Raw genomic sequence first — 16,337 nt, forward strand, 5'->3', positions numbered from 1 at the left:
GTAAGGGGGCTGCATTATGATTAGACAACTAACAGAAAAAGACCATGAACAATGCTATTCCTACGTTTCCGGGAAGCCTGCTGAAAACTTGTTTATTATAGGGGACATCGAAGCATTCGGGTACAATGAGCCTTTTCAGAAGGTGTGGGGCGATTTTAATGAGGATGGCGAGCTTAAGGGGATTCTATTAAAATATGAAGCGAATTATATTCCTTTTTCCCATGGAGATTTTGATGCAAGCGGATTTGCCGGAATTATGAAGGCGGACCCGGAATGGGGAATTCTTTCAGGTCTTGAGGAAGTAACGGTAAAACTGGAGCCGTTCCTTGAACGGAGCGCTGAGAAACGTGTGCTGCATTATGCAAAATGCGTCAAGCTGGAGAAGGCGTTTAGTGACCGCCCAGCAGTAACCGTGAAAAAGGCAAGGATTGAGGATGCGGAACGGATTCTGAACCTGCATAAAGAGATTGAAGAATTTACATCAGCGGGAGAGAGTGTGGAAAGCAAGCGCCGTAACATGGAGAAGGGTGTTTCGAGAACGTATTATGTGGAAAAGGAGGGCAGCATGGTCAGCGCTGCTTCTACCGCAGCTGAAAACACTCTTTCAGCAATGGTGGTCGGTGTATGTACACTAAATGACCATAAGCGGAAAGGCTATGCCACTCAGTGCATGCTTGAGCTATGCGGTGACGTACTGAGTGAGGGACGCGAGCTCTGCTTGTTTTACGATAACCTGGATGCCGGCAAAATTTATAAACGGATTGGATTTAAGGATATTGGGATGTGGTCGATGTATAGTTTTTCATAACGAACGGGCTGCCTTTTCATCAGGCAGTTTTTTTAATGCCGGTGCCTTTATCCTCATATAGTAAGAAGGAATCCGACTATCGAACGATTGATTAAGACAATCATTTTCATTATTATTAATGAGATTGATTCTCATTATCGAAAGAGAGAGGGCCATTGCGTATGAATGACTTACATAGTGCACAGAAGGGCATTCTCGACAGACTTATGCAATGTCTGCTTAGGGAAAAGCTTTTACCTTATATTGAAGAAAAGAACGCTATTAGAGTTGAACTTTCTAAGAATTCATATATCCAAGTAGAAGTAAAAAGAAAGTTTTATCTGAACCGGATTGAAATTTCCGACGTTTCCTATATTCAGCCTTCGGGTACAGCCCGTATTGGAAATTCTGAACAGCTGATTCATCTGCTGCAGTCTTATCGTCTGTTTCCGGAATCTGAGGAAGCGGCAGTCTTTAGCAGGGAACTGCAGAATAGTGCAGAAAATTACCAGATCAGTTTAAAGGAATTTTCCAAAAGACAGAAAACCTGGCTACCGTATCGGGAGCAACATGATAACCCAATCAGCTGGATTCATCAGCTTGCAGTTGAAAATGAGACTTTTAGTCCGCTGGCATTTTTTGAACAGCTTGCCGTTCATGGTCATACTCTGCATCCATGTACAAAAACAAAAATGGGGATGAGTTTAAAAGAGTCCGCTGTTTACTCTCCTGAATGCGGCGGTATGCCTGAGGTTGTTTACGCAGCGGTTCATAAAAGCAGGACCGCAGCCAGTGTTTTGAATGGAAGCGAAATTAAAACCCTTTTGTTCCGGCAGAATGCCGCTCTTGAGGAAGCGTTCAGAAACGAACTGAATAGCCAGTTTCTAAATCCTGAGGACTATGAATTGCTTCCGCTTCATCCATGGCAGGCTGAACATGTTATACCTGAGCTTTATTGCGGGGAACTTCAAGACCGTCTTGTTGTGCTGATTGAGGGGATAAAGGAGCCGGCATTTGCCCTTGCTTCATTGCGCACCCTTTTACCGGCAGCACAGGGACGGAGGAATCCGTATCACCTGAAAACAGCAATCAGAGTTCAGGCAACAAGTGCCGTTCGAACCGTATCGCCAGCTTCAGCGAGCCATGGACCTAAATTTACACAGCTGTTTCAGGAGTTAGCAAATCGTCCTGATTTTCCTGAAACTCTGATTTTAGTTAAAGAAGAGGGCGGCATTCATTTCAAGGATCAAGGTTCCTCAGATGAACGGGAAAAAAACCTGGCTGCGATGATTAGGGAAAATCCTGAGGTCTATACGGATTCCGCGAATGGAGAACTAGCCATCCCGGGCGTAGCTTTCCTCTCTGATTCACCATTCGGAAATGGATCTCTTCTTACTGAAATAGTCCGTTTATACAAAAAGAGCAAAAACTCAGGAAGTCTTGAGGAAGCCGCAAAGAACTGGATCAGGGATTATTCTAGGCTGCTCTTTCAATCCGTTCTTCCAGTGATGACCCGTTACGGCATTGCTTTGGAAGCCCACTTGCAAAACAGCATCCCGGTATTGAAGCATGGGGTGCCGGTCAAATTAATTGTAAGAGACTATGGCGGGATTAAGCTTTTTAATGAGCGGCTTCAAAAAACAGGGCTTGAATTTGTCTTTCAAATGGAAACCCATGTGGAAGCACAAAATGCCGAAGCCCTGCAGGACACCGTTTCACATGCGATCATCCAGAATCATCTTGGCGAGCTGATTATAACGCTTGTTAAGGAGCTGAATTTAGATGAAGAAAAGCTCTGGAAGATTGCATCTGAAGAGATGGATCTCGTTTGGAATTCCCTCTGTGATGATTCCGATGCGGCGTCTGACAGAAAGGCGTTAATGGAAAGAGAATTGTCTCTTAAAAGTCTAGTGGGTATGAGGCTTGAGCATACGATTGATAATACGTACACGAAGGTCTCCAACCCCTTTGCGGCCGTGAAAGAAGGAGGAAGCAAACGTGCTGAATTACCGAACTGATTCAAAACAGGGCGAAAATCCATTTGCACTGGAGACGCTGAAATATTTGGAGAAGCAGCTTCCTCATTTGAAGAAAGTCTATTTGGAACAGCTGCCTAGGGCAGAGGAAGCGATTTTGCATAAATGGATGGAATCTCTTTTGCGGGAGGACGTCTTGAACATGAGAAGCGAAGCAGTGGAGTGGGAACAGAAGGTCACTGGCCGGAATTCCTCTGGAAAGCCTTCCACGTTTCTATCCATCCAGCTGAATGATCGGGCAAGCCTGATTGCAGCCTGTTCTGGAAGGCATGCCTTCAACCGGATTATGGTTAGCGACCTGTTTCTCTTAAAGGATGGACTGTTTAAGATTAAATCCTGTTCCGAGCTGCTTGAGCTGCTTCAAAACCGGCATCCCCGTTTTTGGGAGTTTGGAGGAAGCTGGGAAACCTATGCCGAGGAGCTTATGAATGGAAGTGCAAATCTGGCCCTGACTTATGCTGTGTTTGAGGAAATGAAAAGCAAGCTCCCCAGACAGGAAAATTTGTACAGCTATGCTGAAAAATTATCGAAGCCAGCTTTGTTTTTTGAACAGCTTTGCATTGAGGGCCATCACCTTCACCCGGGAACGAAGACGAAAATGGGCATGCAGGCAAAGGATGTATTTGACTATTCCCCTGAACTGGGAGGCAAGGTTAACATCCGGTTTGTCCTTGGTAAAAAAGAAGCGTTTATATGGAAGGTGCAGTCAAATAGAGAACCGAATAAGTTTTTGTTTTCCATGCTGCCCGGGTTGGAAGAAACGGCAGAAAAAGAGTGCCGCATGAGAGGGTTGAAGCTGGATGATTGGCTAATGATACCGGTCCATCCATGGCAAATGAATTATATGCTTCCTGAGCTGTTCAAAAAGGAGATGGATTCCGGAATTATTCAGGAGCTTGATCTGAAATGGGAGGCATATCCAACGACCTCCTTTAGGACCGTCATTCCAAAAGGCAGTGATTTGTTTATAAAGCTTCCAGTTCACTCGCAGATGACATCAACAAAGCGCTCTGTGTCAGCTCAAACAGCTTGCAACGGTCCTGCAGTCTCTTCGTTATTTGATGAAATTTTAGAGAGAGAAGAGCACTTGAAGGATACCTTTATTCCCATTCCGGAAACGTATGGTGTGGCCTTGCAAGATGAGAATCCATTAAAAAGCCGGAACATGACAGCCATGCTTAGAAGCGGTTTGGATCAATTTGTAAACGCCAATGAAATTCCTGTAGTTGCCTCATCGTATAACAGTCCGTCTCCATTTTCGGAAAAGCTGGTTCTTGAGGAAATCTATGAAGAATACTGCCGCAGCGAAGAGATGAACCCCAAAGAGGCTTTTGAACCGTTTTTGAAGACTTATTTTTCCATTGTTCTTCCAGGAACCTTAACACTTATGACTCGATACGGAATCGGGCTGGAGGGGCATATGCAGAATTCGATTGTGTCCTTCATCGGCGGAAAACCAGTGAAATATCTGTTCAGAGACTGGGGAGGGGCGAGAATATATAAGGAGCGTCTAATCAAGCAGAGTCTCCGCCTGGAGCTGCTTCCGGGCTCTGTAACCATTACAGAATCAATGGAAGAAATGCGCAGCAAGATGCATTATACGGTGTTTCAAAGCCATTTCGGAGAGGTTATACGCATCCTCTCAAGCTTCACTGGTTCAGGCGAAGCACTTGCATGGAAATGGCTTGGCGAGGAAGCAGACCGAACCTTTGAATTCATTGGCGGGATCAATGCGGAGGAAGACCGGGCGTTTCTTTTTAGCCCAATTGTTAAACACAAGGCGCTTTCTTCCATGAGGCTGTTTCCTGATCATGAAGGCTATGTTTATGTGGAAGCACCGAATCCACTTGCAGAGGCGTGTGGAATACAGTGAAAACATTCCCTGCGGCCTCTGCGTTCCGTTCAAAAGGATACCGGCTTTTTTACGCATCAGGCTTTGCAAGCAGATTGTGGGAGTGGGCGGATTTCACCGTTTTAAATTGGGCAGTTTTGCAAATGACGCATTCCCCTCTATACTTGGGTCTTGTTAACGTATGCCGGCTTATTCCGATTTTCCTTTTTAGCCTGACTGGAGGCATCCTTGCCGATCGTTTTCCAAAAAAATTGCTGCTGCTGATCAGCCAGCTGCTCATGTTCGGATCCACTGTCTGGCTTATTTCAGAATGGGGAGGGCCAATGCCCTTAATTCTATCTATTGTGTTTATCCGTTCAGCCATTCAATCCATTGAAGCCCCCATTCGAAATGCATATGTGGCCGATTTAACGCAAAAAGAACAGCTCACGAGCGCTGTTGCCCATTACAGCTCCATGATTCATCTGGCGAGATTAATCGGACCTGCGGCTGCCGGGGTTTTGCTTGGATCCATGGCTCCTGAGCCTTTGTTTACTCTTATTCTTGGGCTGCTTCTCATTTCGTGGACGGTCATGCTTTTTGTTCCGCCAGGGAGTGCAGTGCCAGTTAAGAAGGACAAGCCTAAAAACTCCAGCTTAAAAGATGCCATTACATATGTGAAAAAAGATACATGTATTCAAGGCTTGCTCCTGCTGTCGGTCATCCCGATGACCTTCGGCTTCCCGTATTCTTCAATGCTTCCGATTTTTGCCGATTCTCTTATGGATATTGGACCCGAAGGATTCGGCCTGCTGCTTTCGCTGTCATCATTCGGCGCCATTATCGGGACGTGGATTTTATCTGCAGGCTGGATACGGGCGAGTCACTGGACGATGATTGGCTCTTCGGTTCTGTTCGGATTATTTATCATTGGCATGATCATGGCAGCGGAAAGCACTTACCTTTTATTTACAATCGTCTTTATGATGGGGCTTTTTGGACAAGTATACCGGACGCTGAATCGAATATCCCTTCAGCATTACGTACCGTCCCATTACCGCGGAAAAATTTTAAGCATTGCGCTTATGGACAGAGGATTTATTTCGCTTGGTACCATGATGTTTACTCTTCTTGCTGAGTGGAATGTCTACTGGAGCGGCATTCTCATGGGATTGTCGTGCTGTGCCCTGACGATTGTCATTGGTGTGATTTTCAGCCGTCCGCTTGAAAAGATGCATAACGAAGTTGGAGGATTATGATGTCATCAGCTGAACAGATTAAAACGGAAATTTTAAAAATGAAATCAGCGCGGCACCCTTTCTGCGCCTATATTTATGATGTAAAAGGGCTTGAGGAGCATGCACTCAGTCTGGCTTCATCACTGCCTGAGCAGGTAAGTCTTTATTATGCGATGAAGGCAAATCCTGATCCGATGCTGATTCATGCGATTCACCGCCATGTTAAAGGATTTGAAGCTGCGTCCCTCGGGGAGCTGGACAAACTTACAGCATTTCCTGACCATCAAAAGGTAATAAGCGGACCGGCGAAAACGGATGATTTTCTGAAAGCTGCGATTACCCGGGAAATTCGGATGATTCATGCAGAGAGTCTTTGGGAGGTTGAACGGATTCATCTTATTGCCCAGATGCTAGGGAAAAAAGTACGTATTGCTCTCAGAATTAATTTGCAGGCTGCAATTGGCAAAGCGCGGCTGACTATGGCTGGCAAGCCCACTCAGTTTGGAATGGACGAAACAAGACTTCCAGAAATCATGGAAAAAATAAACCAGCTTCCCTTTGTTGAAATTACCGGCTTTCATTTTCATTCTGTCTCCAACAATCTGGATGCTAGCGCCCATCTGGCTTTTGTGAGCCAGTGTTTGATGAAAGCGAAGGGGTGGGAGGCGCATTATCATCTGGACCTGAACTATGTAAACTTTGGCGGCGGAATCGGAATTCATTATGAAAAACAGGATGAGCCTTTTAATTGGGAAGCATTTTCGCAAGGCATACATGAACTCATGCCGCTTGCATCGTCCCATTGGGAGCTGGTATTTGAATTGGGCAGGTATATGGCAGGCCCTTTCGGATACTATGCCGCAGAAGTGATGGATGTAAAGGTAAACCATGGCCAGGCATATGTAACAATCAGAGGCGGGTCCCACCATCTCCGGCTGCCGGCAGCATGGAAAATGAGCCATCCATTTGAAGTCATAGCGGTTGATGACTGGGAATATCCTCTCAGCCGTCCTGCACTTCGTGAGAAGGACGTTTGGATTGCAGGAGAGCTTTGCACGCCGAATGATTTATTAGTAAGGGGCGAATTCTGCGAGCATATTCGGGTAGGAGACATCGTTCTTTTCCGTTACGCAGGAGCTTATGCCTGGACGATTTCCCATCATGATTTCTTAAGTCATGGGAAGCCCCAGATGATTTATATATGAAAAAAACGGCGTGGAATCCGCCGTTTTTTTAAAATCCTGGTAGTTCCATGTTTCTTCCTTGCAAAGACCTCCAAACGATTGTATATAAATAGGTCCTTTGAATAAAACCTATTTAGGCGGTTGGAGCGAAATCAGCCTTAGAAAATTACAACCTCCTAAAACCAAGCTTCCTTAAGCAGTCCGAGTCCTTTCACAATCTCTTCCTCAGTTACTCCTCCAAATCCTATAAATATTAGCGGGCGGATGGGTTTCGCCGTGACGCAATATATAGAAGATGGATACACTTTTACACCTTTTTGTAAGGCAGCTTCAATCAGTTCCTCTTCGCTCATTTCATTAAATACTTCGATCAGCACATGCATTCCGGACTTCTCCCCAATTAATTGAATCCTGTTTTGAAAGACTTGCCGGAATTGATCAAGCAGCAATCTGTGTTTTTTACGGTAATGCGTCCTCATCCGGTTTAAATGCTGCTCCCAGAATCCCCGGGCCATAAACAGCTCCAGCGCATGCTGGTGAAATCTTGAAACAGTCTGTTTAAAGGACAGAAGCTCTGATTCTGCCTCTCTCATTAATTTTCCAGGCAGAATCATATAGCTAATTCGCAAAGAGGGGATGAAGGATTTAGAAAATGTTCCAAAATAAATAACATCATCACGAGTACTAAGGCTTTGCAGGGAGGGAATGGGCTTTCCTTCGTACCTGAATTCCCCGTCATAATCGTCCTCAACAATCCAGCGATTGTTCTTTTCCGCTGCCCATTCCAGCAGCTCCAGTCTGCGTTTTACAGGCATTACAGTTCCTTTCGGAAACTGATGGGAAGGAGTTACATATACTGCAGCAGCCTTTGATTCTTTCAGAAGATCTGACCGCATTCCAAATTCATCAAGCGGTATGGAGACTAGCTCGTAATCTTTTAAGGTGTCCCTTGTCCGATGATAGCCAGGGTCCTCAAGCGCGAAGCAATCAATTTTCAGTGCCCTTGCTGCCCGATCTAATAATAGCTGAGTACCGCTTCCAATCATCACTTGATTTTTACTGCATCGCACGCCTCTGGCACGATAGAGATATGCTGCAATTTCCTTCCGTAAGCCTTCTTCACCGTAAGGATGACCTGTATGAAAGAGCTCTTCTTTATGAATAGCCTCAATCGAGCACTTTTTCCATTGCTTAAATGGGAATTTGCGGGGGTCGATTGTCTGGCTGAAATCTATTGCATGCCCAGAAGGGGATAGCTCTCCCTCTGCCTTTTCCTGTTCCCCTATTTCTTCGGCTGCCGTTTCTTCAAGGTGCACTACATACCAGCCTTTTCTCGGACTTGCTTCAATATAGCCCTCTGCTTCAAGCTGTCCATATGCCGCTTCCACTGTATTTACGCTGATGTTAAGCTGAACCGAAAGCTTACGCTTAGAGGGGAGCTTGGAGCCTGAAGGCATTGTCCCATCTGAAACTTTTAGTTTTATATGTTCATATAGCTGTACAAAAAGAGGGGCGCCTGTATTGAAAAAAATGGTATCCATTAAATTTCCCTCCCTAAACTGAACCTGTTTACAGGTTGAAAACTGGCTCTTATCACCATGCCAGTTCTTTGATATTTTTATCCTATCACAAAGGAGGAGTGGAAAATGGAAAAAATTATCGAACTGATAGGCTATCATGAATGGATGAAAGGATTTCCGGTCATAACTCAGCTGAGACCGCATTTGACGGAACAAGCTTACCTCGATTTAGTATCGCTCGCTGTAAAACAGGAGAACTATCGGATCAAGCTGCTCTATAAAGATGAAAAGGCTGTATCTTATATCGGATACCAGCCAATGATCACCCTGTACTACGGAAAATTTATATGGGTCTCCGATTTGGTAACAGTGGAAGCACATCGGTCACAGGGATTCGGAGAGCGCCTGCTGTCTCATGTGGAAGAAGAGGCACGGGGTGAGGGATTCGGTGGCATAGCTCTTTCATCGAATCTTCAAAGAAAAGAAGCGCACCGGTTTTATGAGGAGAAGATGGGATTTGAAAAAGCGAGTTTTAGTTTTAAAAAGAATTTTTGAGTATGACTATTTTTTTCACAAATTTGGTTGTCTATTTTCCTAGAAAGAAAGACCCGCTATAAGAAAAAAAACATCCGTGAAATCTGATATAATTCCTTACAATTCTCTTCGTTTCGGCATTTCCTTTCAGGTGGTACAAACGGAGGCCTCTCGAATTCTGTAAAAACTTCGGTTAAAATTAGGCATTCCGTTATATTTACTAAATATTCTGATAAATTTATGATGTGTAAAAGGAGGCGAGACAATGGGAAAGGGAAGAATCAGAGTGGAGGAGCGAATCAAAGTTGAGACTAATGAAGAAATGTATAAAGCCACCCTCGTTGACCAGAATAGCTCAAAGGAAAAGAAATAATCCCAATTCCATGAATCAAAGCCGAACTGCCTTTTCACAAAACTTTACTTAGAGTCCCGTTAATGCTTTAAGCTGCCAGCCCCGAAACTGGCGGCTTTTTTAATTATTGGCTATATTAAACTTGGCTGTTGATTGCAGCTAGCAGGCACTCGCTTATCCTTGGGCGGGCGGTGAGTCTCATCGCCGCTTTGCGCCTGCGGGGTCTCACCTGTGCCGCTGCTCTTAGCTAGGAGTCGCGCCTTCCACTCCAATCAACAGGTGTTAAAAATCAACACCAGGCTTTAACAGAGCTAAATTATTAATGGGATCTGGCTATAAACGTATTTGTATCTATTTCTCAGCTCGCTGCCCTTCAATCGCCGTTTAACATTTTTTCATAAAGGTATATAAATGAAAAAGGGGACATTATCCCCGTTTTTGGAACGAATATATAGTATAATTCTTTTTTAAACAATCTAAAGGAGAGAAAAAGAAGTGCAGTTATCTTGGTTTACATACGAAAATTTGACGAAGCTTGGGATCAGTATTGCCATCCTTGTTTTGTTTTTGGTTCTTAGAAAGCTTTTCACGAAATATATTTTTCATCTGATTATGAGAATAAGCAGGAGAACACCAACCGAATTCTTTACACATGTGCTGCTATCGTTTGAAAAACCGGTGAGATGGCTGTTTATGTCCGTTGGGATTTATCTTGCTATTATCTACTCTCCGTTTTTTAATGACAGCATGCAGATTGTCCATGAGGTATACAGATCTGCCATTGTTATCGTTGTTGCATGGGGACTGTACAATTTAACTGGTTCATCTTCCTTGTTTTTCAATAAGGTAAATTCGAGGTTTGATCTTGGTATTGATGATATTTTAGTTCCGTTTCTGTCTAAGCTTTTGCGGTTCGTCATTGTGGCGCTGAGCTTTAGCATTGTGGCTCAGGAATTCGATTACGATGTGAATGGTTTCGTCGCAGGACTCGGTCTCGGCGGTCTTGCCTTTGCGCTTGCAGCCAAGGATACAATCGGCAATTTCCTTGGAGGAATTGTGATCATTACGGAAAAGCCCTTTACAATCGGGGACTGGATTAAAGCTCCGAGTGTGGAAGGTGTCGTAGAAGACATCACCTTCCGCAGCACGAAAATCAGGACATTCCCGCAGGCGCTTGTAACCGTGCCAAACTCAACTTTGGCAAATGAGCCAATTACAAACTGGACCAAAATGGGGAAAAGACAGATCAACTTTAAAGTAGGGGTTACCTATCATACGAACCAAAAGCAAATGAGTTTGAGCGTTAAAAGAATCGATCACATGCTTCAGGACCATGACGGCATCGATGATGAGTCCATCCAAGTTAGCTTTGACAGCTTCAGTGCAAGCAGCCTGGACATTTTGATAAACTGCTTTACAAAAACAACCCAATATGGGGAGCACTTGAAAATAAAGCAGGACATTAACTTGAGAATTATGAGTATATTGGAAGAGGAAGGCGTGCGTTTTGCTTTTCCAAGCCAGACCATTTACGTTGAACAAGCAGGAAACGGGGAAGCGAAAACTAAGGAAAAGCAATACTCATAATGCGGGAGGATTCCTCTCATTTATGCAGGTTATACTCGATTGGAGAATTTGCGGGAAAATCATACAGCATAGAGGCAGGTTTTCGCTTTGAACAATTCCATTCATCAATTAGTCAATTGGCTGGACGAAGCAAAGGTAATATCGGTAATGACGGGGGCAGGGATCAGCACGGAATCCGGCATCCCCGATTTTCGCTCATCCAAGGGATTGTGGACAGAAGACCTTTCACGGACGGAGGTTATGAGCCGGTCCTACTTTGAACGGCATCCTAAATCCTTTTGGAAGTACTTCAAAGACATTTTCCAAACGAAATTAAGCCCGGGCCACAAGCCGAATAAAGGCCATTTGTTCTTGAGAGAGTTAGAGGCCATGGGAAAAGAAGTTCATATTTTCACTCAGAATGTCGATGGTCTTCACCAAAAAGCTGGAAGCTGTAACGTGTATAATATGCATGGCTCTATCCAGACCGCTGAATGCCCAAAATGCAAATCCGTCTATGGGCTCGATCATATTCATGAAAAAGAAGTGCCAAGATGCAGCTCCGTTTTAGCCAGCGGAAGTCCATGTGATTTTATTCTGAAGCCTGATGTCGTGCTTTTTGGCGACATGGTGCAGCACATGGAAGCGATCTATCATACGGTGGATCGATCCGAGCTTCTGCTGGTAATGGGAACTTCGCTTGAAGTCTATCCAGTCAATCAGATCCCTAAGGATTTCAGGTACCGCGGCAATAAAAAGATGGTGCTTATTAACCGTGAACCGACCCGTCTGGATCATTTGTTTGACCTTGTGATCCATGCTTCAATAGGCGAAACCCTTGAACAGACAGAGGAGTGGATGAAGCAGGAAAAATTGGGATGAGTGAAGAATGCTCCTGAAATTGACAGTGTCAGCAAAGAATATTTCCCTTTCCAAAAACGCATAAAAATGCCCGGGATCTTACATCCCGGGCATTTTTTTATTTTAAGGCTCTGTTAAACTTGGCTGTTGATTTCCGTTGCAGGCGCTCGCTTTCCGCGGGGCGGGCGGTGAGCCTCCTCGCCGCTTTGCGCCTGCGGGGTCTCACCTGTCCCGCTGCTCCCACAGGAGTCTCGCGCCTTCCACTCCAATCAACAGGTGTTAAAAATCAACATCAGGCTTTAACAGAGCCTATTTTAAATGAACTGGTTCCATGCTCTCTTTAATAACATCAAAAGTGTACCCGCGTTTTTTCAGCTCAGGAAGGAGCTGACTGAGAGCTTCCGGTGAAGGAACCCGGTCGTGCATTAAGATTACAATGGGCTCGTCTGGAAAATCGTGATGGTGCTTTTCTACTTGATTAAGAACATCTGTTACGTATTCAGGCTTGTTGAACTTCCAGTCAAAGCTGTCGACATTCCAGTCCCAATATTGAAAGCCCGATGCATAAAGCGCCTGCTGTTCGGGCTCTGAAAGGTTTGGCACGCTTCCATAAGGAGTGCGGACAAGGCTTGTTGAGACACCTGTTAATTTTTTAAGTGTGTCCCTTGATTTGCTCATTTCTCCTACGACAGATTCGGGATTGGCATAAAAGACCTTCGGCTTGTGTGAGACTCCGTGCAGTCCTGCAGCATTCCCTGTTTGAACAATGCGTTTGACCTCTTCCGCATGCTTAACCATATTAGGCTCGAGCATGAAGAATGTGGCTGGTGCGTCATATTTTCCTAGTACATCCAGAATCTCATCGGTGGCATAGGAGGGACCGTCATCAAACGTTAAAAATACCGTTTTTCCCCTGATTTGCTGCTTCGGCTCCGGGGGGTTTGGAATCATTGATTTTGGCGGATCCGCCTTCATAAATTCTTCCCTGCCTCCATGGCTGAGCGTTCCAATTTCCTGGCTTTTCACCTTAGCTTTGACTGGTTTGTGGAAATCTGTTCCCATCCAAAGCGACACGAGAACCAGGCCTAATACTGCGAGTACACTTGTTTTTATCCATAAGTACTTTGACGTCGGCTGTCTTTTTTCCACATGACCCTCTCCCCCATGACCTATAGATATGTATCCTTATAGTAGTGTAACGAATATTGGAAGCTGTTTTGTTACAGAAAAGTAACAATTTACCGACTATTATGTAATGAAGTGTAATGAATGCGCTTCAGGTGTGATGTCTAAAATATGGATGGAGAAAATTCTGTAATTATATTGACGGCTTCCTGGAAAAGCGGGTATATTATGTTTATGAGTTTAACTGTTTAAGTTTTTAAACAAACAATCAAATGGGAGGAATCATTTATGGAATCAACAGGTTATGTACTGATCACAGGTGCCTCAGGCGGAATTGGAATGGAACTTGCTAAAATTGCAGCTGGAAAGGGGTATTCACTTATCCTCGCAGCAAGAAATGAGAAAAAACTGCTGGAGCTGAAGGCGGACCTTGAGAAAAAGCACGGTATTTCAGTTGTGGTCCATCAGGCAGATTTATCAAAACCTGAGGAAATAACGAAGATGGCAGAAGAATTTAAAATAAAAAACCTAAAGGTATCCTATTTGATCAATAACGCAGGGTTTGGTTTGTTTGGTGAATTTATTGAAACAGATCTCATGGATGAATTGAATATGATTGATTTAAATGTCCGTTCCCTGACGCACCTTACAAAACTGTTTCTTCCGGATATGGCAGAGCGTAATGAGGGAGGCATCCTTAACATTGCTTCAACTGCAGCCTTCCAGCCTGGTCCCTTAATGGCTGTTTATTATGCAACCAAAGCGTACGTCCTTTCTTTCACAGAGGCTCTTGAAAATGAACTGAAGGATACAAATATCCGTGTATCTGCTCTCTGCCCGGGTCCTACCGATACCGGCTTTTCAGAAAGAGCTGACCTCGGCAAATCCAAGCTTTTCAAGAACGGTGTCATGCGTGCTGATCAAGCTGCACAAGCAGGATTTGATGGTTGGATGAAAGGGAAAACGGTCATCGTTCCAGGACTTCAAAACAAAATTCTCGCTGGATCTGTCCGTTTCATGCCGAGAAAAATGATCACCACCATTGTGAGGAGCGTGCAGGGCAAAAACTAAAGGGAAAATAGTGTATAATGGATGTACTTGAATTAGGAAAGGCTGATAATTATGTCAGAACCCGTTTTAGATATTTTTCGCTCTTGCACGCCTATTTTTCAGGCACTTGGCGATGCAGCCAGACAGGATATCATCTTGCTGCTTGCGAAGCATGACACCTTAACCGTTAATCAAATTGCTGAGCAATCCCATCTTTCGCGTCCTGCTATTTCCCATCATTTAAAAGTACTGAGGGACAACCAGCTTGTGGCGATTGAACAAAAAGGAACTCAGCGCTATTATTCATTATCTCTCGATCAGTCTGTAGACCTGTTAAAACAGCTGATATCAAAAATAGAAGAAGAGTGTGATCTTTAAATCGAAGATCAGCTTCGGTCTAAATGTTTATGTATTTAAACGTTTGAACTATAGAACAAAAAGAGAGAAGTAGGAATCCAGGGTGTCGCGGGATAATTGGCCGCCGCACACATTAGCTGAGTGGCAGCGGATTGATCCACACAAATTATTCAAAGGTAATTCTATAAGAATTGGTTTTTTACACGCTGAAGCATTCCTGCGAACATTATTTTGGTTTTTTAAAAGGCTTTGTTAAAGCATTATGTTGATTTATTAACACCTGTTGATTGGAGTGGAAAGCGAACGCCTGCAGCGGAAATCAGCAGCCAAGTTTAACTGAGCTTTTAAAAAAGGAAGGAGACGGACCATCATGATTGACACAAAGCTTGATGAAATCCAACAAATTATCAAGGAGCAGCAAACGTATTTTGCTGCTCAAAAAACAAAAAATATTTCTTTCCGGATGGAACAGCTGAAGAAGCTAAAGAACGGAGTGAAAAAACACGAACAAGCGATTGCAGAGGCATTGGCACTGGATTTGAATAAATCCGAGCTTGAAGCTTACTCGACGGAAATCGGTATTCTATATGAAGAGATAAATTTTACGTTAAAGCGTTTAAGGAATTGGGCTAAGCCTAAAAAGGTGCGTACGGCATTGACTCACACGGGTTCAAGAGGGTATGTCATTCAGGAGCCCTTTGGAGCAGTGCTAATTATTGCACCATGGAACTATCCTTTTCAGCTCGCTTTATCTCCCCTAGTCGGAGCAATCGCAGCAGGGAACACAGCGGTTATTAAGCCTTCAGAGCTAACGCCAAACGTCTCGGCGCTGATAAAGAAGATTCTTCAGGAACAATACCCAGCCTCCTACATTGCAGCCGCTGAAGGAGGGGTAGCTACCAGTCAAGCCCTTCTGGAACAGCCATTCGATTACATCTTCTTCACGGGAAGCGTCCCAGTCGGAAAAGTAGTGATGGAAGCAGCAGCCAAGCACCTTACCCCCGTCACACTTGAATTAGGCGGGAAAAGTCCAACGATTGTAGATGAGCATGCCAATATTAAACTTGCAGCTAAACGAATTGTATTCGGTAAATTTACGAACGCTGGACAAACATGTATTGCTCCGGATTATCTGCTTGTACAAAAAAAAGTAAAACAAGAGCTGCTCGATGCAATGAAGGATGCAATAAATGAGTTTTTTGGAGATAAACCTTTGGAAAGCAGCAGGTATTCAAAAATTGTGAACGATCGCCATTACAGCAGACTCACTCGTTATCTAAATGATGGAGAAATCCTTTTTGGAGGAACGCGAGCTGATGAAACCCACCGGATTGCACCAACACTGCTCGATCAGGTGGATCCAGATTCACCAGTAATGACTGAAGAAATTTTCGGACCGATTTTTCCTGTAATGGAATATGACACTCTGGATGAAGCCATTGAATTCGTGAATTCCCGACCAAAGCCGCTCGCTCTCTATTTATTTACAGAAAGCAAAGAGACGGAGGCTGAAGTGACAAACCTTATTTCTTTTGGCGGGGGATGCATCAATGATACCCTCATGCACATAGCAACTCCCTACCTCCCATTTGGGGGAGTCGGTGAAAGCGGGATGGGAAGCTATCACGGGAAATACAGCTTTGAAACCTTTTCCCATGCTAAGAGCGTGCTGAAGCAGACGACAAAATTTGACTTTTCCTTCCGATACCCTTCAGCAAAGAACGGTCTTAAATTAGTAAAAAGATTATTAAAGTAAAGAAGCGGGCAGTTCCACTAGGGGGGCTGTCCTAGTTTTGTCGAAAAATAATAGGGAACCCAGCACATTGAGATTACAGGTATAGGCCTTTATTCCGATATATTCAGTAATAGAATCTAGGAATTCGTTACATGCATAGG

At 44.2% G+C, this 16,337-nt stretch carries 14 protein-coding genes; 12 read left to right on the plus strand and 2 right to left on the minus strand.

Going from position 1 to position 16,337, the window contains the following annotated elements; all coding sequences use genetic code 11:
* Positions 1 to 16: 16 nt before the first annotated feature.
* From J9317_RS05265 to J9317_RS05285, 5 genes are all read left to right on the plus strand, one after another.
* Positions 17 to 808, plus strand: coding sequence for a GNAT family N-acetyltransferase (locus J9317_RS05265; protein ID WP_211556800.1), 792 nt, complete (start codon positions 17 to 19; stop codon positions 806 to 808).
* Positions 809 to 969: 161 nt separating this feature from the next.
* Positions 970 to 2,805 (plus strand): IucA/IucC family protein, encoded by a 1,836-nt coding sequence (locus J9317_RS05270; RefSeq protein WP_211556801.1) that lies wholly within the window; start codon positions 970 to 972, stop codon positions 2,803 to 2,805.
* Positions 2,786 to 4,696, plus strand: a complete 1,911-nt coding sequence (locus J9317_RS05275; RefSeq protein ID WP_211556802.1) for an IucA/IucC family protein — start codon at positions 2,786 to 2,788, stop codon at positions 4,694 to 4,696. The genes J9317_RS05270 and J9317_RS05275 overlap by 20 nt, the downstream gene beginning before the upstream one ends.
* A complete protein-coding gene (locus J9317_RS05280; protein ID WP_211556803.1) occupies positions 4,693 to 5,913 on the plus strand; it encodes an MFS transporter in 1,221 nt (406 codons plus the stop codon). The genes J9317_RS05275 and J9317_RS05280 overlap by 4 nt, the downstream gene beginning before the upstream one ends.
* Positions 5,913 to 7,097: a type III PLP-dependent enzyme gene (locus tag J9317_RS05285; RefSeq protein WP_211556804.1), complete on the plus strand. Its 1,185-nt coding sequence runs from the start codon at positions 5,913 to 5,915 to the stop codon at positions 7,095 to 7,097. The genes J9317_RS05280 and J9317_RS05285 overlap by 1 nt, the downstream gene beginning before the upstream one ends.
* Before the next feature lie 155 nt (positions 7,098 to 7,252).
* Here J9317_RS05285 and pdxR read toward each other — a convergent pair whose 3' ends face one another.
* Positions 7,253 to 8,617, minus strand: coding sequence for a MocR-like pyridoxine biosynthesis transcription factor PdxR (gene pdxR / locus J9317_RS05290; protein ID WP_211556805.1), 1,365 nt, complete (start codon positions 8,615 to 8,617; stop codon positions 7,253 to 7,255).
* A 105-nt stretch (positions 8,618 to 8,722) separates the two neighbouring features.
* Here pdxR and J9317_RS05295 point away from each other — a divergent pair, with 105 nt between their 5' ends.
* The 4 genes from J9317_RS05295 to J9317_RS05310 all read left to right on the plus strand — a co-directional run bounded on the left by J9317_RS05295 (position 8,723) and on the right by J9317_RS05310 (position 11,930).
* Positions 8,723 to 9,151 carry a GNAT family N-acetyltransferase gene (locus tag J9317_RS05295; protein ID WP_211556806.1) on the plus strand — a complete coding sequence of 143 codons (429 nt, stop codon included), beginning with the start codon at positions 8,723 to 8,725 and terminating at the stop codon, positions 9,149 to 9,151.
* Positions 9,152 to 9,395: 244 nt separating this feature from the next.
* Positions 9,396 to 9,503 carry a YhdX family protein gene (locus tag J9317_RS05300; RefSeq protein WP_197491597.1) on the plus strand — a complete coding sequence of 36 codons (108 nt, stop codon included), beginning with the start codon at positions 9,396 to 9,398 and terminating at the stop codon, positions 9,501 to 9,503.
* 474 nt (positions 9,504 to 9,977) lie between these two features.
* Complete coding sequence (locus J9317_RS05305; RefSeq protein WP_211556807.1) at positions 9,978 to 11,069, plus strand: mechanosensitive ion channel family protein; 1,092 nt, start codon at positions 9,978 to 9,980, stop codon at positions 11,067 to 11,069.
* A 99-nt stretch (positions 11,070 to 11,168) separates the two neighbouring features.
* A complete protein-coding gene (locus J9317_RS05310) occupies positions 11,169 to 11,930 on the plus strand; it encodes an NAD-dependent protein deacylase (RefSeq protein WP_211562130.1) in 762 nt (253 codons plus the stop codon).
* Positions 11,931 to 12,218: 288 nt separating this feature from the next.
* Here J9317_RS05310 and J9317_RS05315 read toward each other — a convergent pair whose 3' ends face one another.
* A complete protein-coding gene (locus J9317_RS05315; protein ID WP_211556808.1) occupies positions 12,219 to 13,058 on the minus strand; it encodes a polysaccharide deacetylase family protein in 840 nt (279 codons plus the stop codon).
* 264 nt (positions 13,059 to 13,322) lie between these two features.
* Between J9317_RS05315 and J9317_RS05320 the strand changes: the two genes are divergently transcribed.
* The 3 genes from J9317_RS05320 (at position 13,323) to J9317_RS05330 (ending at position 16,197) form a co-directional block, all read left to right on the plus strand.
* Positions 13,323 to 14,105: an SDR family NAD(P)-dependent oxidoreductase gene (locus tag J9317_RS05320; protein WP_211556809.1), complete on the plus strand. Its 783-nt coding sequence runs from the start codon at positions 13,323 to 13,325 to the stop codon at positions 14,103 to 14,105.
* A 51-nt stretch (positions 14,106 to 14,156) separates the two neighbouring features.
* On the plus strand, positions 14,157 to 14,462 hold the full coding sequence (locus J9317_RS05325) for an ArsR/SmtB family transcription factor (protein WP_211556810.1): 306 nt from the start codon (positions 14,157 to 14,159) through the stop codon (positions 14,460 to 14,462).
* 349 nt (positions 14,463 to 14,811) lie between these two features.
* Complete coding sequence (locus J9317_RS05330; RefSeq protein ID WP_211556811.1) at positions 14,812 to 16,197, plus strand: aldehyde dehydrogenase; 1,386 nt, start codon at positions 14,812 to 14,814, stop codon at positions 16,195 to 16,197.
* The last annotated feature ends 140 nt before the right edge of the window (positions 16,198 to 16,337 follow it).

The organism is Metabacillus flavus (genome assembly GCF_018283675.1).
In the GTDB taxonomy this organism is placed as follows: Bacteria; Bacillota; Bacilli; order Bacillales; family Bacillaceae; genus Metabacillus_B; species Metabacillus_B flavus.